This is a genomic window from Paenarthrobacter sp. NyZ202, from assembly GCF_049860755.1.
Lineage (GTDB): Bacteria > Actinomycetota > Actinomycetes > Actinomycetales > Micrococcaceae > Arthrobacter.
Genome location: NZ_CP187556.1, coordinates 3,277,303 through 3,296,004 on the forward strand (window position 1 = coordinate 3,277,303; position 18,702 = coordinate 3,296,004).

The 18,702-nt window shown below is 65.3% G+C and carries 20 protein-coding genes; 13 read left to right on the forward strand and 7 right to left on the reverse strand.

The window, feature by feature from the left end; all coding sequences use genetic code 11:
* Positions 1-190 precede the first annotated feature (190 nt).
* From mshD to asd, 9 genes are all read left to right on the forward strand, one after another.
* On the forward strand, positions 191-1,171 hold the full coding sequence (mshD, locus tag ACPFL9_RS15225; RefSeq protein WP_426003682.1) for a mycothiol synthase: 981 nt from the start codon (positions 191-193) through the stop codon (positions 1,169-1,171).
* Between the two features lie 104 nt (positions 1,172-1,275).
* Positions 1,276-3,525 (forward strand): RNA degradosome polyphosphate kinase, encoded by a 2,250-nt coding sequence (locus ACPFL9_RS15230; protein WP_426003683.1) that lies wholly within the window; start codon positions 1,276-1,278, stop codon positions 3,523-3,525.
* Between the two features lie 9 nt (positions 3,526-3,534).
* Positions 3,535-4,503 (forward strand): NUDIX hydrolase, encoded by a 969-nt coding sequence (locus ACPFL9_RS15235; protein ID WP_426003684.1) that lies wholly within the window; start codon positions 3,535-3,537, stop codon positions 4,501-4,503.
* Positions 4,504-4,576: 73 nt separating this feature from the next.
* Positions 4,577-6,220, forward strand: a complete 1,644-nt coding sequence (locus tag ACPFL9_RS15240; protein ID WP_426003685.1) for a hypothetical protein — start codon at positions 4,577-4,579, stop codon at positions 6,218-6,220.
* Entirely contained in the window at positions 6,217-6,609 is a 393-nt protein-coding gene (locus tag ACPFL9_RS15245; protein WP_426003686.1) for a GntR family transcriptional regulator, read from the forward strand. Before ACPFL9_RS15240 ends, ACPFL9_RS15245 begins: the two co-directional genes overlap by 4 nt.
* The gene (locus tag ACPFL9_RS15250) at positions 6,606-7,409 is read left to right on the forward strand and encodes a thymidylate synthase (RefSeq protein ID WP_426003687.1); all 804 of its coding nucleotides are present in this window, start codon (positions 6,606-6,608) and stop codon (positions 7,407-7,409) included. The genes ACPFL9_RS15245 and ACPFL9_RS15250 overlap by 4 nt, the downstream gene beginning before the upstream one ends.
* Positions 7,406-8,005, forward strand: a complete 600-nt coding sequence (locus ACPFL9_RS15255; RefSeq protein ID WP_426003688.1) for a dihydrofolate reductase — start codon at positions 7,406-7,408, stop codon at positions 8,003-8,005. Before ACPFL9_RS15250 ends, ACPFL9_RS15255 begins: the two co-directional genes overlap by 4 nt.
* A 20-nt stretch (positions 8,006-8,025) precedes the next feature.
* Positions 8,026-8,247 (forward strand): NF038396 family protein, encoded by a 222-nt coding sequence (locus tag ACPFL9_RS15260; protein WP_426003689.1) that lies wholly within the window; start codon positions 8,026-8,028, stop codon positions 8,245-8,247.
* Between the two features lie 105 nt (positions 8,248-8,352).
* Complete coding sequence (gene asd, locus ACPFL9_RS15265) at positions 8,353-9,507, forward strand: aspartate-semialdehyde dehydrogenase (RefSeq protein WP_426003690.1); 1,155 nt, start codon at positions 8,353-8,355, stop codon at positions 9,505-9,507.
* Between the two features lie 84 nt (positions 9,508-9,591).
* Here the strand turns inward: asd and ACPFL9_RS15270 are convergent, their stop codons facing one another.
* The gene (locus ACPFL9_RS15270; RefSeq protein ID WP_426003691.1) at positions 9,592-10,695 is read right to left on the reverse strand and encodes a winged helix DNA-binding domain-containing protein; all 1,104 of its coding nucleotides are present in this window, start codon (positions 10,693-10,695) and stop codon (positions 9,592-9,594) included.
* Positions 10,696-10,797: 102 nt separating this feature from the next.
* Here ACPFL9_RS15270 and ACPFL9_RS15275 point away from each other — a divergent pair, with 102 nt between their 5' ends.
* Entirely contained in the window at positions 10,798-11,277 is a 480-nt protein-coding gene (locus ACPFL9_RS15275; RefSeq protein WP_426003692.1) for a hypothetical protein, read from the forward strand.
* Between the two features lie 11 nt (positions 11,278-11,288).
* Here ACPFL9_RS15275 and ACPFL9_RS15280 read toward each other — a convergent pair whose 3' ends face one another.
* The 6 genes from ACPFL9_RS15280 to ACPFL9_RS15305 form a co-directional block, all read right to left on the reverse strand.
* Positions 11,289-12,356 carry a UDP-N-acetylmuramate dehydrogenase gene (locus tag ACPFL9_RS15280; RefSeq protein ID WP_426003693.1) on the reverse strand — a complete coding sequence of 356 codons (1,068 nt, stop codon included), beginning with the start codon at positions 12,354-12,356 and terminating at the stop codon, positions 11,289-11,291.
* Positions 12,357-12,478: 122 nt separating this feature from the next.
* Positions 12,479-12,913: a MaoC family dehydratase gene (locus tag ACPFL9_RS15285; RefSeq protein WP_426003694.1), complete on the reverse strand. Its 435-nt coding sequence runs from the start codon at positions 12,911-12,913 to the stop codon at positions 12,479-12,481.
* Positions 12,913-13,374 (reverse strand): FAS1-like dehydratase domain-containing protein, encoded by a 462-nt coding sequence (locus ACPFL9_RS15290; protein WP_426003695.1) that lies wholly within the window; start codon positions 13,372-13,374, stop codon positions 12,913-12,915. Before ACPFL9_RS15290 ends, ACPFL9_RS15285 begins: the two co-directional genes overlap by 1 nt.
* Positions 13,375-13,419: 45 nt before the next feature.
* Entirely contained in the window at positions 13,420-13,650 is a 231-nt protein-coding gene (locus ACPFL9_RS15295) for a DUF3188 domain-containing protein (protein WP_426003696.1), read from the reverse strand.
* Positions 13,651-13,686: 36 nt separating this feature from the next.
* Entirely contained in the window at positions 13,687-14,607 is a 921-nt protein-coding gene (locus ACPFL9_RS15300; RefSeq protein ID WP_426003697.1) for a DUF2797 domain-containing protein, read from the reverse strand.
* The gene (locus ACPFL9_RS15305) at positions 14,607-15,470 is read right to left on the reverse strand and encodes an HpcH/HpaI aldolase/citrate lyase family protein (RefSeq protein WP_426003698.1); all 864 of its coding nucleotides are present in this window, start codon (positions 15,468-15,470) and stop codon (positions 14,607-14,609) included. The genes ACPFL9_RS15300 and ACPFL9_RS15305 overlap by 1 nt, the downstream gene beginning before the upstream one ends.
* A 362-nt stretch (positions 15,471-15,832) precedes the next feature.
* Here ACPFL9_RS15305 and ACPFL9_RS15310 point away from each other — a divergent pair, with 362 nt between their 5' ends.
* Genes ACPFL9_RS15310 through ACPFL9_RS15320 form a run of 3 tightly spaced genes read left to right on the forward strand, consistent with a single transcriptional unit; the run spans position 15,833 to position 18,692 of the window.
* Entirely contained in the window at positions 15,833-16,870 is a 1,038-nt protein-coding gene (locus ACPFL9_RS15310) for an ABC transporter substrate-binding protein (protein ID WP_426003699.1), read from the forward strand.
* 2 nt (positions 16,871-16,872) lie between these two features.
* Positions 16,873-17,769 (forward strand): ABC transporter ATP-binding protein, encoded by an 897-nt coding sequence (locus tag ACPFL9_RS15315; RefSeq protein WP_426003700.1) that lies wholly within the window; start codon positions 16,873-16,875, stop codon positions 17,767-17,769.
* A complete protein-coding gene (locus tag ACPFL9_RS15320) occupies positions 17,769-18,692 on the forward strand; it encodes an ABC transporter permease (protein WP_426003701.1) in 924 nt (307 codons plus the stop codon). Before ACPFL9_RS15315 ends, ACPFL9_RS15320 begins: the two co-directional genes overlap by 1 nt.
* Positions 18,693-18,702 lie beyond the last annotated feature (10 nt).

Sequence of the window (18,702 nt, forward strand, 5' to 3'; positions counted from 1 at the left end):
AATCCTGGCCTCTTTGTTGTGGTGGAGGACATACGGGTCGAACGTATCGAGGCCACCCCACTGGTGGATCCCCCCAATGCCCGGCTGATGACCTGAACCCAGGTTCAAAGCCGAACGAGATAACGAGATTACCGCCGTTATGCCCACACATCAAATTACGCAGCCGCACCCGGGCGTATAGCCTTGCATCATGAGTCACGCGCACCCGGAAAACTGGCCCGTCCTGCACGTCACCGGCGCCCTGGACCCCGAACTCCTGAAGGACTTCCGGACCCTGGCTGCAGCAGCGGAGGAATCCGACGGGAACCCTCCCCTGTCCGAGCAGACCCTGGTGATGCTCCGCGGGGCCGATGCCGGGGACCACACCGTGATGGCACTTGCCCTCTACGCCCCGGACGAGGACTCCGATCCGGCCACCGGCGAGGACCTGGCGGGTATCGCCGTCGTCGTTGAACCGCTGGGCCAGGCCGAACCCGAAGGTGTGCTGGAGCTGGCGGTCCACCCGAGCTACCGCAACCGCGGAGTGGCCGGTCGGCTGCTGGCTGCCCTTCAGGAGCAGCGCGGCTTTGCCGGTCTGGCTGCGTGGTCCCACGGCAACCACGAGGCCGCTGCGGAACTCGCCGCGCGGTTCGGCTACGGTCCGGTCCGGGAGCTGTGGAAGATGCGGCTGATGTCCTCCACTGCCGCACTGCCCGACGCCGCTCTCCCGGACGGGGTCTCCATCCGCCCCTTCGAGCCGGGCCGTGATGAGGCGAAGTGGCTGGCTGCCAACAGGGCCGCCTTCGCCCACCACCCGGAGCAAGGTTCGCTGACCCGCGCAGACCTGGACGCCCGCATGGCTGAGGAGTGGTTCGACCCGGCCGGTTTCCTGCTGGCCGTGGACGCCGGCGACCAGTTGCTGGGGTTCCACTGGACCAAGGTGCACCCGCGGCAGGGATCGCACCCGCCGATCGGCGAGGTGTACGTCGTCGGGGTGACCCCGGCTGCGCAAGGACTGGGGCTGGGCAAGGCCCTGACGGTGGCCGGGATCCGGCACCTGCAGGAGAAGGACCTGCAGGCGGTGATGCTGTATGTTGACGCGGACAACCAGGCCGCTGTGACGCTGTACCAAAAGCTGGGTTTCGTGCGCTGGGACACGGACGTCATGTACGGCCTGTTGAGCGAAAAGTAGCCTCCGCGGCGTCCGGATCCGAAAGCCGCGGACATCTTGGCTGAGGGCGGGGCAAATGCTTGTAATGTGGGAGACAAACCCCGTCCCGAGCTTAGGAGAACCCCATGCAGCCGGACCCCGTCGGCACCGCCGGATCCACCTCAAAGGGCGCCACGCTTCCCGCACGCTTCGGGTCATCCGAAGTTCCCGCGTCACGGGCCACCCAGGACCGCATCGACATCCCTGAGTTCGCACCCAGTCTCGAACCGGCGGGCGACATCTCCCCCGACCGTTTCCTGGACCGGGAGCTCAGCTGGCTGGCTTTTAATTCGCGCGTCCTTGAACTTGCCGAGGATCCGGACCTTTTCCTGTTGGAGCGCGTCAACTTCCTCTCCATCTTCGCCTCCAACCTGGACGAGTTCTTCATGGTCCGGGTGGCCGGGCTGAAGCGCCGCATCGCCACGGGACTGGCTGTTCCTTCCCCTGCCGGCCTGAGCCCCATCGAGGTCCTCGAACAGATCAGCGAGGAAGCCCATAAGCTGCAGGAGCGCCACGCCCGGGTGTTCGCCGAGCAGATCCGTCCCGAGCTCGCCTACGAGCACATCCACATCATGCACTGGAATGAACTGGACGAGGAAGCCCGCCACCGGCTGACCACCATGTTCCAGGAGAAGGTCTTCCCCATCCTCACCCCGCTGGCGGTGGACCCGGCGCACCCGTTCCCCTACATTTCCGGTCTGTCCCTGAACCTTGCCGTGATCGTGAGCAACCCGGTCAGCGACAAGGAGCTTTTCGCCCGCGTCAAGGTGCCGGACCAACTCCCGCGCCTCATCTCCGTGGATGGTCCACGCGCAGGAGCCGTGCCTGGTCGCGTGGCCCGCTTCATCGCGCTGGAAGAAGTCATCGCCGTCCACCTGGACAAGCTGTTCCCGGGCATGGAGGTCCTGGAGCACCACACCTTCCGCGTCACCCGTAATGAGGACGTGGAGGTGGAAGAGGACGACGCCGAGAACCTCCTGCAAGCCCTGGAGAAGGAACTCCTGCGCCGGCGCTTCGGCCCTCCGGTCCGGCTGGAAGTCACCACGGACATCAACCCCAACATCCGTGCCCTGCTGGTGCGCGAACTGGGGGTGGAAGAGTCAGAGGTCTATTCGGTGCCTGCACCCCTGGACCTCCGGGGCTTGTCGGTCATCGCCGGAATCGACCGCGCAGACCTCCACTACCCCAAGCATGTCCCCCACACGTCCCGGTACCTCAATGAATCCGAGACGTCCAAGGCGGCCAACGTGTTTGCGGCCATGCGCCGGCGGGACATCCTGCTGCACCACCCGTACGATTCCTTCTCCACCTCCGTCCAGGCGTTCCTGGAGCAGGCGGCCGCGGACCCCAAGGTCCAGGCCATCAAACAGACCCTCTACCGGACATCCGGCGATTCCCCGATCGTTGATGCCCTGATCGACGCTGCCGAGGCCGGCAAGCAGGTCCTGGCGCTGGTGGAAATCAAGGCCCGGTTCGACGAGCAGGCCAACATCTCCTGGGCCCGGAAACTGGAGCAGGCAGGCGTCCATGTTGTTTATGGCATTGTCGGACTGAAGACCCACTGCAAACTCTCGCTCGTTGTGCGGCAGGAAGTGGACGGCCTCCGCCGGTATTGCCACATCGGCACGGGAAACTATCACCCGCGCACTGCCCGCTATTACGAGGACCTGGGCCTGCTGACCTCGAACGACCAGGTGGGCGAAGACCTCTCCAAGCTCTTCAACCAGTTGTCCGGATACGCCCCGAAGTCAACCTTCAAGCGGCTGCTCGTTGCCCCCCGGTCCGTGCGCTCAGGCCTGATCGACAGGATCGAAGGGGAAATCCGCAACGCCGCCGCAGGCATCCCCGGGCGGGTGCAGATCAAGGTCAACTCCATGGTGGATGAAGCGATCATCGACGCCCTCTACCGTGCTTCCCAGGCCGGGGTGAAGGTGGACGTCGTGGTCCGCGGGATCTGCTCCCTGCGGCCCGGGGTCCCCGGGCTCAGCGAGAACATTACTGTCCGCTCCGTCCTGGGCCGCTTCCTGGAGCACTCGCGGGTCTTTGCCTTCGCCAACGGAGGCGAGCCTGTGGTGTACATCGGCTCCGCAGACATGATGCACCGCAACCTCGACCGCCGTGTGGAGGCACTGGTCCAGCTCGCGGGCAAGGACGACATCGCCACGGTCCTGGACCTGATGCGCCGCTACGTTGACGATGAGACGTCCAGCTGGCACTTGGACAACCAAGGCCACTGGACCCGCCATCACCTCGATGGAGACGGCAAACCGCTCCTGGATATGCAGTCCTGGCTTTTGGCATCCCGCTCCCGCCAGCGTGCAGCCGCCCGAAGGTAAAGGAAAGTATTGAAAAGCGATTCCCCCGTGGCGGATCAGACGGACCACCCCGGAGAGGCGGTGGCCGTGCTGGCGGCCGGCGCGATCCCGTGGCGGATCCAGCGCGGCGCCCTGGAGGTACTCCTGATCCACCGCCCCCGCTACGACGATTGGTCGTGGCCAAAAGGCAAGCTTGACGACGGAGAAACCGTTCCCGAGTGCGCCGTCCGCGAAGTCCGGGAAGAAATTGGACTGGACGGAACACTTGGCATTCCGCTGCCGCCCATCCACTACCACGTCAGCGCTGGACTGAAGGTGGTCCACTACTGGGCCATGCGGGTGAACGGAAGCCAACTCCGGCCGGACGGCAAGGAAGTGGACAGTGTCATGTGGTGCAGCCCCGACAGGGCCGCCTCCTTCCTCAGCAACCCGTCGGACGTGGAGCCGCTCGAGTACCTTGAAAAGGCCCACACTCGGGGTGAACTGGACACGTGGCCACTGGTATTGATCCGGCACGCCAAGGCCAAACCGCGGTCCTCCTGGACCAAGGCCGAAGGCGACCGCCCCCTGGCAGCTACGGGGCAGCGCCAAGCCATAGCCGTTCAAAGGCTGCTGGATGCGTGGAAGCCTCAGCGGATCGTGACCAGCCCCTGGACACGATGCGTCGCAACCATTGCGCCTTATGCCAAGTCCAGCGGAGCCAAGGTAAAACTGGTGGAAGCGTTGACGGAGCACAACCACGGGCGTTCGCCCAAGAAGACCGCCGCCGCCGTTGAAGCGCTCTTCGACAAGCAGGTTGCCGTGGCGGTATGCACCCACCGTCCGGCCCTGCCTACGGTGCTCAAGCAGTTGGGCCAGCACATGACCTCAGCCTTGCGCAGCCGGTTGCCGCAGTCCGACCCCTACCTGTCGCCGGGCGAAGTGGTCGTATGCCAGGTGGCCAGGGGAGGAGACAGGAAGGTTGTGTCCGTCGAACAGGTCAAGCCGTTCGACGATTAGCTGCGGCTTGACCCCCGAGGCGTTTGTATCAAATACTTGATACAAACATTCGAAGACTTGGGGGGTCTTGACCGTGTCCATTGATCTGCCGCCTCTGCTGTTGCTGGGGCCTGCGCTCGGAGCAATCCTCGTTTACCTCTTCCTCAGGGTGCAGGTATGGTCCACGGCCGATGCCAAATCCGTGGAATCGCACGGCCTCTGGGTGGGAATCATCGGCTGGATGGCCAGTTCCCTCCAGGGAGCCATGAGCACAGGCGTCATCCGGGCACACTCCACGGCGTCGAATGCGCCCCACACCGCGGAGGACATCGTTACGGCGCTGGCATGGCCAATCGCCGCGACTCTGGCGGTCCATATCCTGGGGCAGCTGAGCTACCCCGCCCCGAAAGCACCCCGCAGGTATGCCGAAATAAGCGTGCGCAGGATCCGCGACTTCCTGCCGCGGAAACTCGCGTGGACAACGGCCGCGATCTTTGCCTACGCGGCCATCGCCATAGCCACGATCGCCACGCAGCCGGCCTACGCTGCCGTACTTCCCAGCCCCGCTCCCCCGTCGGCGGAAGGGACCACCATCTACCCGGGCCAGGGGCAGGACGGCAGGATCGCAGGATCGGAGCTGGCTTGGTGGCTCGGTGGTGCCCTGGCGGTCCTGGCAGCAGCGACGTGGCTGGTTCTGGTGCTCATTGCCCGCCGACGCCAGTTGGAAAACCTGGGCAGTGACGACAACAGGGTCCTTCGAACCATTGCCACCAACCGGCTCCTTCGAACGGTCTCCACGATCGCGGCCGGCCTTGCCACCATCGCAGGCAACTTCGCATCCCTCCCGGCACCCGGCGCGACCTGGCAATCGTCATGGTTCAACATTCCTGGCCTGGTCAACATGGCGGTCCTGCTGGTCATGTGGTGGTGGAAGGTGCCGAAGCTTCCTTCGCTCCAGGAGTTACGGCAGCCGATGAGCAGCAACGCCCTGAGGGCCGATCCGCGGACGCACGCCGCGGCGAAGCTCAGCATCTCCCTGGGCGCGGCACTGGGCCTCGTGGGGGCGTTGCCGCTCCTGACGCTGGTGTTGTGGTTCAGTTTCATCCCTGTCGAGGGGCAAGGGTCCCTGGCGCCCCTTGTTGTGGTGACAGTCATGGCCACCCTGATCCTGCTGGTGATCATCGCTGGAGAACTCCTGATCGCCCACAACCATGGTGACCCGGAAGAACCCTTGCACTGGCCGCGGCGGGCAGTGTCCAGGGGACTCCTCGCCTTCGCCATCGCCTCGGCAACGGTGTTCGCAGTGACCATGGCCCTGACCGGAGCCGGGCAGGCGCTGCTGGTGGGTACGCCGTCGTGGCCTGCTTGCCTGCTGATGACCTGCGGTGTGGGGCTGATAGGTGCCACCGCAATCCTGGCCGCCCGTCGTCGTCGTGCTGTTCCGGAGGGTCACGCCGAACGCGGCCTGGACGCCGCGCTCCGAGCCATCACTGTGTTCCGGATCGTCCGGACGCTGGCCGCCTACCTCCTGGCAAACGCCGGATTGTTGTTGCTGGTCAACGTGGAAGCCTGGGGAGCACTCTTCCCGCCGTTCCAAAGCATCGCCCCGAGCCCGTCAACCATGATCGGCGCCGTCCTTCTCGCGCTGTCCGTAGTCGCCGCCGTCACACCTGTCCGCAGCCTGTTCCGCGCTATCCCCCGGGACCGCGCCACCAAGCAGAACCAACCATCGCCATGACGGCCGGCATCACGATCGACCTCACCGACCCCGTGCCGCCGTATGAGCAGATCCGCCGGCAACTGAGCACGCTGGTCAGCGCAGGGGCCCTCCAACCCGGAGACCGCCTGCCCACCGTCCGAAGCCTCGCGGCCGACCTCGGCATCGCAGCCGGGACGGTCGCGCGCGCTTACAAGGAACTTGAGCAGTCCGGACTGATTGAAACACGACGGCGGAACGGAACTGTCGTCGTCGGGCCGCCGGAGGCCCCCCACGCCCAGGTGGACCGAAATACCGCGGTCTTGGCCGCCGTCGACGGATTGATCCGCGCGGCGCGCGACGCGGGCGTCAGTGACGAATCGCTCATTGATCTGCTTCGCGGGCGGCTGGCCAGTAAGCTGGACTCGTGAGCATCCCCACCCCTTACGAAGACCTGCTGCGTGACGTCATGGCGAATGGCACGCACAAGTCGGACCGCACCGGGACTGGAACGCGCAGCGTTTTTGGCCGTCAGCTGAGGTTCGATCTTGCCAAGAGCTTTCCGCTCATCACCACCAAGCGCGTGCATTTCAAGTCCGTGGCAGTCGAGCTCCTGTGGTTCCTGCGCGGCGACTCCAACGTGAAGTGGATGCAGGACCAAGGCGTCTCCATCTGGGATGAATGGGCGGATGCCGATGGCGAACTGGGCCCGGTGTACGGCGTCCAGTGGCGCAGCTGGCCAACCCCCGACGGCGGTCACATCGACCAGATCTCCGAACTCATGAAGGGCCTGGAAGCCACCCCGGACTCGCGGCGGCACATCGTGTCGGCATGGAACGTCTCCGAGCTCAAGGACATGGCACTGCCGCCGTGCCACGCGTTCTTCCAGTTCTACGTAGCTGACGGCAAGCTGTCCTGCCAGCTGTACCAGCGCTCCGCGGACACCTTCCTGGGCGTGCCCTTCAACATTGCCTCCTACGCGCTGCTCACGCTCATGGTGGCCCAGCAACTGGGACTTGAACCAGGTGAATTCGTCTGGACGGGTGGCGACGTCCACATCTACGACAACCACGTGGAGCAGGTAACAGAACAGCTCAGCCGGGATCCCTATGAGTACCCGACGCTGAACATCCTGCGGAAGCCGGACTCGATCTTCGACTACACGCTGGACGACTTCGAGGTGGTCGGCTACCGCCACCACCCCACCATCAAGGCACCGATCGCCGTATGAGCACGCCATCAGAAGAGACGAACGTGCAGCTTCCCGGCGTCATCTTCACGCAGGAAACCGCTGCGAAGATGACGGGCATCGGGATGATCTGGGCGCAGACCAAGAACGGCGTCATTGGCAAGGACGGTGGCATGCCGTGGCACCTGCCGGAGGACCTGAAGCATTTCAGCCGGCTCACCACAGGCCATCCGGTGATCATGGGCCGCAAGACCTGGGAATCCTTCCCCGAGAAGTACCGTCCGCTGCCTGGACGCACCAATATCGTCATCACCCGCAACCGGGAATGGGCATCCACGGCCGATGCTGAAGGCGCAGTAGTAGTGGATTCCCTGGATGCTGCCCTGCTCGAGTCCCAGTTCTCGCCCGGCGGCCAGAAGGTGTGGATCGTCGGTGGCGGAGAGATCTTTGAACAATCCATGGGCATAGCCAACCTCGCCGTTATCACCATCATCGACCTCGAGACAGACGGCGATACCTTCGCCCCGGAACTCGGCGACGATTGGACCTTCGACACCATGGCACCGGCCGACGGCTGGCTCACTGCCGCCAACGGCACGAATTACCGGTTCACCTCATGGCGCCGGACCGAAAGCTAGGAACCAAGGACGTACAGGCAATGCTCAAGAAACCCGAAACCCTCTTCGTGCTGGGCTACATGCTGCTGCCGCTGTTCGCGCTGCTCTCCGCGATCGTGGGGCTCACCATGATCCTGGGCGGCAACAAAATCCTGGGCATCATCGTGCTCGTGGTGATCACGCAGGTTTTCGCCTTTGGTGCCTTCTTCGCACTGCGGGCCCGGAAGGCCGCCCTGGTACAGGAGCACGACGCCGGACAGTAGTCCCGTTTCCGGCTCGCCGGACGCTGCGGTGCGGGCCGTCGTCGTACGTGGTGCGGGTGACGTAACCAACAGCGGTACCAAGGTCCGAAAGTTTAGACTGGGTGAATGACTACAGCAGCTAATCCGTCCGTTGGACTGGTCGGTTGGCGTGGCATGGTCGGCTCCGTCCTGATGCACCGCATGCAGGAAGAGAACGACTTCGCCAACATCAACCCGGTATTTTTCTCCACCTCGAACGCAGGAGGTGCCGCCCCGTCCTTCCTGAGCTCTACCGCGGGTGATCCCGGCAAGCTCGAGGACGCGTTCGATATTGAGACGCTTGCCAAGCTGCCGATTATTGTCACCGCCCAGGGCGGCGACTACACCAAGCAGGTCCACGGCGAACTCCGCAGCCGTGGCTGGGACGGCCTTTGGATCGACGCCGCTTCCACCCTGCGCATGAACGACGATTCGATCATCGTGCTGGACCCCATCAACCGCGACGTCATCGATGCCGGGCTCTCCGGCGGCGTGAAGGACTTCATCGGCGGAAACTGTACGGTTTCCTGCATGCTGATGGGCCTCGGCGGCCTGTTCAAGAACAACCTCGTGGAGTGGGGTACGTCCATGACGTACCAGGCTGCTTCCGGCGGCGGGGCGCGCCACATGCGCGAACTGCTGAACCAGTTCGGCACGCTCAACAACGAGGTCAGCAGTGAACTCGAGGATCCCGCGTCGGCCATCCTGGAGATCGACCGCAAGGTCCTCGCCACCCAGCGCACCGGCGTTGACGCCACCCAGTTCGGCGTTCCGCTGGCCGGCTCCCTGATTCCGTGGATCGATGCCGACCTCGGCAACGGCCAGTCCAAGGAAGAGTGGAAGGCCGGAGTCGAGACCAACAAGATCCTCGGCACGTCCAAGGGCGCTGCGGGCAAGGAACACATCGCAATGGACGGACTGTGTGTCCGCATCGGCGCCATGCGTTCGCACTCGCAGGCACTGACCCTGAAGCTTCGCGAGGACCTGTCCGTCACGGAAATCGAGAACCTTCTGGCCAAGGACAACGAGTGGGCCAAGGTGGTGCCCAACACCAAGGAAGCCTCCATGGCGGACCTGACCCCCGTGGCGGCTTCCGGCACCCTGGACATCCCGGTTGGCCGTATCCGCAAGCTCGAAATGGGCCCGGAGTACATCAGCGCCTTCACCGTGGGAGACCAGCTCCTGTGGGGTGCAGCCGAGCCGCTGCGCCGCATGCTGAACATTGCGACGGGCAAGCTCTAAGCTACGTCCTGCACTGCCGAAACCCGCTGTTTCGTTGCCGCCCGGCAATGAAACAGCGGGTTTTGCCGTCCCGGGCGTGCGCAGCTACCAGCTGGCCATGAACTTCAGATAGGCCCTGCCCTGCACCTGGAACGATCTCTGCGCAGCCGGCCCAAGCCCTCCTTCAAACGGCTCAGCGACCACGCCCAGGCTCTTCCCCGCGCCGGTCCTGGCCCACGTTCCCACCACTTCTCCCCCGGCCACGATGATGCGTTTGAACACACCGTTCCCGCCCGGAACCACCAACCCGGCGGCCTCAGGCGCCAGCACCATGCTCCGGTCCTGGTACCCGAGCAAAAACTCGTCGAACCCGGGAAGTGCCAGCAGTGAGCGGGAGCCGGGGACACCGCCGTCGAGCAGTTCCGCACTGTCCTTCGAAACCCAGTAGCTGATCCCGTCAAAAGCCAGTTCCACCAGCTGGTCCTGTACGGCTTCCAGTGCCCTCCGCACCTCCGTCAAAGGGATCTGCGTCCACCAGGCGAAGTCCCTGATCGTCGCCGGGCCATGGCTGCCCACATACCGGACCAGGAGCTCGGCGATTCCTTCCTCCCGGTCACGTTCCCTTGAACCGGTGATCCACTGGTCGAACGGAACGAACAGCTGCTGCAAACCGGCCTTGCCGTTGGAGACCGCCACGGGCCCCTGCACCAACGTGGCTTCCTGGCACAGGCTGCCCAGAATGTGGATTCCCCGCTGGGCCCTGGCGGGCTGCCCGGCATCCTCAAAAGCGGTAAACAGTTGCTCCCGGCTGGCACCCTGGCCGCCCAGGTCATGGAGGGTCTTGAGGGCAAGATCGCGGCAGTGGCTGATGTCATCGGGGGTGATACCCAGTTCACGGTGCCTGCCCTCCACGGCCCTCATCAAACGGGGACTGGTGATGCCGAGGATCCAGCGGAGGTCCTCGGGTGCCAGGAGGTGCAGGGTTCCCCGCATGGGCCACGACCGGACGATCGTCCCGGCGTCCAAGGCCTGGCGCACGTCGGCGGCCGTTGATCCCGGCACGCGCTGACCGACCGCCCACAGCGCTGAGCCCAGGTCCTGCGCCTGCATGGCAGTCATCCACCGCACAGCCTCGGGAACTGATCCGAAACCGGTAAGGAGCCCTTGGCTCGCCAGCCGTAACCGACCGATGGTTTTAGGAGCAAGCATGCTTCATCCTAGAAGCCTTGGCGGCCGGGAAGGAACGGGCGGCACAGGGAACGTTGCACCGGCTCCCAGCCGTCTTCCAGCAGGATTTCCTAGGATGGATGCATGCTTTTTGGTGATCTCGCTCCGTTGGTGCGGCCGTTGAGCCGGTGGCTGGCAGCTGCCGGCTGGTGGTGCACCGGTCTTGGGCTGGGCGCCGGGCTGATCGTGGCTGTTGGTACGGGAGTGAGCTTGTCCCCTTCCATGGAGGGGATCCAGCGGGCGGGGCTCATCGCCACCGCTGCGGCAGCCTCGCTGATCGGTGCCGCTGCCATTGTCCAACCCGTGGGCGACCGGGACGACGACGCTCCCGAACCCTGGTTCTACCCGGCCGCTGCCGCCCAGGTCCGCAGCTTCCTGGTGGGAGCCCTTGTGATGCTCCTGGGCCTGGTGGGCTTTGCCGCGGCGGGCCTCTTCATGCCCAGCGGCCCGTCACCCCAGAGCGTCGCCTTCAGCCAGATTTTCCTGCAGGGTTCGGTCAGCTGCGGGCTGACGTTCCTCCTGCTCAACAAGGTTCTTCCCCTGGCCGAACGCCGTACGCGCTGACAGCGGTCCGGCTACAGCGAGACGCCGATCAGCAGCGGTTCCGGGTGAAGTTCGATCCCAAAGCGGCTCACGACGCCGGCACGCACCTCACGCGCGACGGCCGCCATGTCCTCCGCCGAGGCCGAGCCGCGGTTGGTTACCGCCAGGGTGTGCTTGGTGGACAGGGATGCCCTGCCGCCTGAAACGCTGGACGCGTCCAGCCCGAAGCCCTTGCCAAAGCCGGCGTGGTCGATCAGCCAGGCAGCGGACAGCTTGACCAGGCCGTCGCCTCCGGCGGGGTACCTGGGGGCGTCCTCCGGCAACTCCGCTGCCTGCCCGGCAGGGACGATGGGGTTGGTGAAGAACGAACCCGTGGAGTAAGTGTCCCTGTCCGCAGCATCCAGGACCATGCCCTTGGACGCCCTGAGCCGCAGCACCTCCCGCCGGACATCAGTGGAGTACGCACGCTTCCCGACCTCGACGCCCAGGACCCGGGCGAGCTCGGCGTAGCGGATGGGGGCACTCATCCGGCCCAGCGCCAACTGAAACTCCACAGTCAGCACGACGTAGCGCGGGGAGCCTTCCACCGTGGTCTGCTTGAGGATCGAATCCCGGTAACCGAAGGCGAGCTCGGAATTGGTAAAGGTCTGCACAGCATTACGCTGGCGGTCCCAGGTCCGCACAGCGGCGATGGTCTGGGAGACATCGGCCCCGTAGGCCCCGACGTTCTGGACCGGCGTGGCACCAGTGGCTCCGGGAATGCCGGACAACGCTTCCACCCCGGACCAGGCGTGCAGCACGGCATGTTCCACCAGGGCGTCCCAATTGTGTCCGGCCTGGACCACCACGGACACGCCGCCGCAGCTGTCCTCCGCATTGACGGTGAAACCCTCGGAGGAGATCTTGAGGACCGTCCCGGGATAACCCTCGTCCGAGATCAGAAGGTTGGAACCACCGCCGATGATGAGCAGCTTCTCCCCTGCGGCGTCGGCTGAGCGGACGGCGTCGATGATTTCCGCTTCGGTGCGGGCCTCGACGTAGGCGCGGGCCGGGCCGCCGACGGCGGACGTGGTCAGTTCGGAAAGCAGCGTCTGGGTCACCCATCAAGCCTAGCCGGGATCGGGGATACCCTCATCCGCACCCCGGAAGGCAGCGGCGCAAAGGCAGCGGCGCACCCGGTGGTCCCTGGGACGAGGGGGTGCGCCGCGGCTCCAGCGGAAGGCTACGGAACCTTGACGACCGCTTGTGCCTTCATGAGGACCTTCTGGCCGGCAGCTACCACCGTGAGGTCGATCCGGGCCGTTCCGGCTTCCGGGTCCAGTGCACCTACGATCCCGGTGACATCGATGACGGCGCCGGCTTCCTCCGTTCCGGTGGTGTCAGCCACCAGCACGGGCTTGCTGAAGCGGGTCTGGTAATCGACGACTGCGGCGGGGTCGCCTGCCCAGTCGCTCACCAACTGCACGGCCGCCCCCATGGTGAACATGCCGTGGGCGATGACGCCGGGGAGCTCAACGGCCGTGGCAAAGGCTTCGTTCCAGTGGATCGGGTTGAAGTCGCCGGATGCGCCGGCGTATTTCACCAGGTCCTGGCGGGTGACCTGGATGCTGCGGGTACCGATTTCCTGGCCCACCGTCAGTTCTTCAAGCTTTGGCATTACTGTCCCTCTCCGCGGACCAGAATGGACGAAGTCGTGGTGGCCACTTTCTCGCGGCCGTCTTCCCCGGTAAGGGCATAGATTTCGGAGCGGGTGGTGATCATGGCACCGCCGCCCATGGCCCTGACGCCATCAACGTGGAGTTCTGCTACCAGGCGGTCGCCGGCCACGATGGGCCGGTGGTGGGTGAAGCGCTGGTCTGCGTGGACCACACGGGAAAAATCAATGCCCGCGTCCGGGTCTTCGACGAGCTGCGCATCGGCGCGCTGGGCCACGATGATGGCGAACGTCGGCGGCGCAACCAGATCCTTGTGGCCAAGGGCCCGTGCTGTCTCGACATCGAAGTGCGCCTGGTTGCCGGCCTTTACTGCCTTGGCAAACTCGCGGATTTTCTCGCGGCCGACGTCATATACCTCTGCGGCAGGGTAACTGCGGCCCTGCAAGTCCGGATTGATACTCATGGTCCAACCCTATCGGCCCGGACCGGCCGGGCGCTGTCCCGACGGCTACTGCTGCTTCTTGTAGCCCTTGCGGATCTGCTGGCCGCGGACCACGATGCCACCCACGTGCAGCAGCAGGCCCACTCCGATGACCGGCAGTGACGCCATGGCGAGGCCCGGGTTCCCGGAGGTGTTGCCTGCGATGGACAGGATCAGGCCCACCGCGATGAGCCCCATGGCGCTGAAAACCAGCACCTTGTAGGCGGTGGAAGCGGTGGCCCAGAATTCGTTCAGCACCGTCCAAGTCTACCGGCCGCGCCGGCGGGACCGGTGTCAGAACAGGGCATCCTGCAGGGCGGGGAGCTCTGTGACGTGGTGGCCGGGCTCAACCCGCCGTCCCTTCAAGGACCCAAGGTCCACGATGAAGCTTCCGTCCACCTCGCCACCGGCAGCATCGGGAAGCGTCGCCAAGGCGATGGCCCCGGACAGTGAGCGGACCCGCAGCCCGTGCCCGCCGCCGTCGAACTCTACTGGATAGGCGTGCCGGACGTCGGGCGACGACCCCACGGAACAGAGGTCATTGGCCAGCCCCGGCCGGTCCCACTCTTCGTCCACCACCCCAAAGCCTGTCATCGCCAAGCCACCCAGCGGCCTGCGCACCTTGGCGGCGTGGCTCCGGTTGATGGCTGCAAGTTCGACGGCGGCACGCGGCTGCACCAGCGAGGCCACCTTGGCCGCGGAGCGCACCTGCTGGACCAGGCCGAGTTCGCTGGTGACGAGATCTTCCAGCACGCGGACGGTCCGGCCGTCGTCAGCCTGTGCCACATAGGAGGCGTGCACGGCGCCCTGTTCGGCCAGCCGGTTCCATTTCCTGGGCGCGGAAGCCGTGCCCACTTTGGTGGTTCCGTTGGCGAAGGTGGCTACATAGAGCCAGTGCGGCTGCATCAGGTAAGCACGAAGGCCGGCGGGCACGGATCCGCCCCGATGAAAGTCATGCATGAGCCGGGAATCATCGCGCGCAAAGCAGGCCCCGCACTGGGTTCCCCGTTCCGCCGGTGATCCGTTGCCGCAGTCAACGTGCGTCCGGTCGCGGGGTCCATGCACTTTGGTGTGCCCAAGGCACCAGAGCCCCGGCAGGACACGAAGGCCCAGGGTGGAACCCTGGGCCAACGCGATGTCAGTGGACTCCCCCGGCGCGCGCAGCCGCAGCACGGGCGACGCCGGAGAGTCCCACGCGACGCCGTGGACGAGCATTACAGCGAAGGCTGGACACCGAAAGCTACGGCGAGCTTCATGATCTTCTCCGCACGGCCGAGGCGCGGGAGGTCGGAGCCGTCGCGGATCACGCGTCCGTTGGCTTCGAAGTCGTTCATGAAGTCGGTGGCCCAAGCGACATCCGACGGCGTGGGGCTGATGACCTCGTTGATGACGGTTGTCTGGTCAATGGCCAGGCAGAGCTTGCCGGTCATGCCCATGGTGACGGTGATACCGGTCTGTTCGCGGAGGATCGGGTGGTTGGTGCCTACGGTGGGGCCGTCGATCGGGCCCGGCAGGTTGCCAACGCGGCTGGCCACGACGAGCTTGGCCCGCGGGTAGGCCATGGCCTCCGGGGTGGCGGCCATGCCGGTGTCGCGGCGGAAGTCGCCGGAACCGAAGGCAAGGCGGAATGCGCCCTGCGCACGGGCGATGTGGTTGGCTTCCTCGATGCCGAGCGCAGACTCGACCAGCGGGATCACGGGGGTCTTGCCGTCCATGCGGTGGTAAGACTCGGTGACCTGGTCCGCGGATTCGGTCTTGGCGAGCATGACGCCCAGAAGGCCGGGGGTGCCGCGGAGGCCTGCGAGGTCGTCCGCCCAGAACTTGCTGGTGGCGTCGTTGATGCGGACCCAGGCCTGGCCGCCGGCGGCGAGCCAGTTCACCACGTTTTCACGTGCGGCGTCCTTCTGGGACGGGTCAACCGCGTCCTCGATGTCAAGGATGATGGCATCTGCCCGCGAACCCGCCGACTCGTCGAAAAGCTCCGTCTTCATGGCGTTGACAAGGAGCCAGGAACGGGCGATATCAGCAGGAATGTTGCGGGTAGGCCGAACGGACTCGGCGGCGATGCTAGAGGTCATGTATCTACCGTATCCGCCCTGTGCCCCACGAGGCGAAGAAATCCCGCCGGTTGTGAGGATCAATACGAACTAAAGCCCATATGACCCCGCTCCGCGCGGAGTATGACTTCCCGACGGCGTTACCGGCCAGTCAAAGGCCGCTCACCGGACGCTCTTCGTCACCGGGCTCAACACCACGACTTGTGTCCGCGGGTTGCCTTCCGTGGCCCTCCGTTTCGTCGCATTTCACGCTGTTTCACAGCGTTTCCGGGCGTTACCGGAAGACTTCCCAGGCACCGTCGCCGTGGGCTTACATCGTTCCCAAGCCAGCGCACCTGCCGGTTTTCCCCATCACACAAATCCTCCATCGGAAAGAGCCCCCCATGAAACTGCATCGTCCCCTCCTGAGCGTCGCGGCCGCCGTCGTACTAGCGCTGACGGTGAGCGGCTGCGGCGGTGCAGCCACGGTCGGACAAGCCAACCAGGCCGGAACCGAAGTCAAGGAGCTCCGCTACCAGGGCTGGTCCAACCAGGTCACCTTCCCCGAACTCGCCGACGACCTGGGGTACCTGGGCGACATCGAGCTGAAGTGGGTAGGCAACACCACCAGCGGACCGCAGGACATCCAGTCGGCTGCCACCAACCAAACCGACTTCGGCGGCGCGTTCACCGGCGCGGTCACCAAGCTGATCGAGGCCGGCGCACCGGTCAAGGGCGTCATCAATTACTACGGCGCCGACCAGAAAACGTTCAGCGGCTACTACGTGAAAGCGGACAGCCCCATCAAGGGACCACGCGACCTGATCGGCAAGAAGATTGCCGTCAACACCCTGGGCGCCCACCACGAGGCGGTCATCAACACCTACCTCACCAAGAACGGCCTCAGCCCGGATGAGATCAAGCAGGTCCAGCTTGTTCCGCTGGCACCGAACGACACCGAGGAAGCCATCCGCCGTGGCCAGGTCGATGCGGGCACGCTGGGCGGCGTGCTGCAGGACCGGGCCATCGAGGCAGGCGGGCTCCGCTCCCTCTTCAACGACTATGAGCTGTTCGGAACCTTCGCCGGTGGCCAGATCGTGCTCCGGAACGACTTCATCGAGAAGAACCCCACCACCGCCCGCGCTTTTACCACCGCGATCGCCAAGGCCATCAAGTGGGCCACGGAGACTCCCCGCGAGGAAGTCATTGCCCGCTACACCAAGATCATCGAAAACCGCGGCCGGAATGAAAGCACGGCCAACCTCAAGTACTGGAAGAGCACCGGGGTTCCGGACAACGGTGTGATCAAGGACGAGGACTTCACCCGCTGGGAGGCCTGGTTGAACTCGGCAGGCATCGTCAAGGGCCAGCTCACCCCGTCCAAGTACTACACCAACGAGTTCAACGAGCTCGCCGCTTCCGCCACCGGGAAGAAGGGATGACCATGACAGCCAAGATCAGCCTCCGCAACGTCACCAAGGAATTCACCGTCCGCCCGGCACGGGGCGCCAAATCCACTGCCCCGACCCGCCTGACCGCCATCGATGCCCTCAACCTCGAGGTACGCGACGGCGAATTCCTGACCCTCGTGGGTCCCAGCGGCTCCGGAAAGACAACCCTCCTGGACCTGCTGGCGGGGCTGTCCACCCCCACCTCCGGCGAAGTCCTGGTGGATGGAAAGCCCGTGACCGGTCCGGGCAAGGACCGGGCCGTGGTCTTCCAGCAGTACGCGCTCTTCCCGTGGCGCACCGCATCGGCCAACGTGTCCATCGGACTCGAAGGCGTGGGCCCGGACGGGAAGAAGTTGAACCGCCGCGAACGGGCAGCCACTGCCAGGGACTACCTGGCACTGGTGGGCCTTGCCGGCTTCGAGGACCGCTACCCGCACGAGTTGTCCGGCGGCATGAAGCAGAGGGTAGCCATTGCCCGCAGCCTGGCCTACGAGCCCGATGTATTGCTCATGGACGAACCCTTCGCGGCCCTTGACGCCCAGACCCGCGAGCAACTGCAGGACGAGTTGCTGCGGATCTGGAAAGCCACCGGAAAGACGATCGTCTTCATCACCCACGGCATCGACGAGGCCGTGTACCTGGGGCAGCGCGTCGCCGTGCTGAGCGCCCGGCCCGGCCGGCTCAAGGAAATCGTGGACATCGACATCCCCGATCGTGACGGCGACGACGATATCCGTTCCAACCCGGCTTTCGTGGAACACCGCCACCAGGTGTGGACCCTGCTCCACGACGAGGTACGGCGTGCCCAGGACGCCGGGCACCGCAAGATCCTGCCCGACGGCACGGCCCCGGATGAACCAGCCACCACCCCCGAAAGGAACGCCGCCTGATGACCACCACCCTCACCCAGGCCGCCGCAGAACCGAGTACAACCCAAGGTGCCACCGGCACCGTGCCGCGCGACGCCGTCGTACGTTCCGTTCCCCAGGAGGCACAACGCACGACGCCGGTCCTCGCCGCAGGCCGCCGGGTCGCCTCGTTTGCCGGTTCCGCCGTGTGGAAGTCCGCAGCGATCCTGGCTTTCCTGGCCCTCTGGGAACTGGGACCGATCTACCTGGCGAGCCCTTCCACGCGGGTGTTCCTGCCGCCGCTGCATGAGGTCCTCCTGGCCTGGGGCAAGCTGTTCGAGGCCGGGACCATCCAAAGCCATATCGCAGCCAGCCTGACCCGGTCGGTTGCCGGCTTCGGCGCGGCGCTGGCCGCCGGTGTTTCCCTGGGCCTGCTGATCGCCTGGTACGGAAAGCTCAATTCAGTCCTGAACCCGCTCCTGGAGCTTTTCCGCAACACCGCCGCATTGGCGCTGCTGCCGGTCTTCACGCTGCTGCTGGGCATTGGCGAGGAGTCCAAGATCAGCATCGTTGCGTACGCTGCTTTCTTCCCTGTGCTGCTCAACACCATCGCCGGCGTCAAGACCGTGGACCCCCTGCTGATCCGCGCTGCCAGGTCGCTGGGACTCAACAGTTTCCGGCTTTTCCAGAAGGTCATCCTCCCCTCAGCGGTGCCGACCATCTTCACGGGCATCCGCATGGCCGGGACGGCCTCCATCCTGGTGCTGATCGCAGCGGAGATGGTTGGTGCCAAGGCTGGCCTGGGCTACCTGATCGTGAATGCCCAGAGCAGCTTCCTTATCCCGGACATGTACGCGGGCATCCTCACCGTCTCGCTGTTGGGGCTGGGCGTGAACTTCCTGCTCGTGGCCCTTGAGCGCCACTTCTCCCGCTGGCGGACCGCCGTCGGCGCCGACGCTTCCTGAACCACCTCCT

Excerpts from the sequence above, each read along its gene's own strand:
- ACPFL9_RS15270 (WP_426003691.1), bottom strand. The coding sequence starts at position 10,695 with ATGCTTGCTCCTAAAACCATCGGTCGGTTACGGCTGGCGAGCCAAGGG.
- ACPFL9_RS15315 (WP_426003700.1), top strand. The coding sequence starts at position 16,873 with ATGACAGCCAAGATCAGCCTCCGCAACGTCACCAAGGAATTCACCGTC.
- ACPFL9_RS15275 (WP_426003692.1), top strand. The coding sequence starts at position 10,798 with ATGCTTTTTGGTGATCTCGCTCCGTTGGTGCGGCCGTTGAGCCGGTGG.
- ACPFL9_RS15310 (WP_426003699.1), top strand. The coding sequence starts at position 15,833 with ATGAAACTGCATCGTCCCCTCCTGAGCGTCGCGGCCGCCGTCGTACTA.
- ACPFL9_RS15300 (WP_426003697.1), bottom strand. The coding sequence starts at position 14,607 with ATGCTCGTCCACGGCGTCGCGTGGGACTCTCCGGCGTCGCCCGTGCTG.
- ACPFL9_RS15290 (WP_426003695.1), bottom strand. The coding sequence starts at position 13,374 with ATGAGTATCAATCCGGACTTGCAGGGCCGCAGTTACCCTGCCGCAGAG.
- ACPFL9_RS15305 (WP_426003698.1), bottom strand. The coding sequence starts at position 15,470 with ATGACCTCTAGCATCGCCGCCGAGTCCGTTCGGCCTACCCGCAACATT.
- asd (WP_426003690.1), top strand. The coding sequence starts at position 8,353 with ATGACTACAGCAGCTAATCCGTCCGTTGGACTGGTCGGTTGGCGTGGC.
- ACPFL9_RS15285 (WP_426003694.1), bottom strand. The coding sequence starts at position 12,913 with ATGCCAAAGCTTGAAGAACTGACGGTGGGCCAGGAAATCGGTACCCGC.
- ACPFL9_RS15260 (WP_426003689.1), top strand. The coding sequence starts at position 8,026 with ATGCTCAAGAAACCCGAAACCCTCTTCGTGCTGGGCTACATGCTGCTG.
- ACPFL9_RS15245 (WP_426003686.1), top strand. The coding sequence starts at position 6,217 with ATGACGGCCGGCATCACGATCGACCTCACCGACCCCGTGCCGCCGTAT.
- ACPFL9_RS15320 (WP_426003701.1), top strand. The coding sequence starts at position 17,769 with ATGACCACCACCCTCACCCAGGCCGCCGCAGAACCGAGTACAACCCAA.
- ACPFL9_RS15230 (WP_426003683.1), top strand. The coding sequence starts at position 1,276 with ATGCAGCCGGACCCCGTCGGCACCGCCGGATCCACCTCAAAGGGCGCC.
- ACPFL9_RS15255 (WP_426003688.1), top strand. The coding sequence starts at position 7,406 with ATGAGCACGCCATCAGAAGAGACGAACGTGCAGCTTCCCGGCGTCATC.
- mshD (WP_426003682.1), top strand. The coding sequence starts at position 191 with ATGAGTCACGCGCACCCGGAAAACTGGCCCGTCCTGCACGTCACCGGC.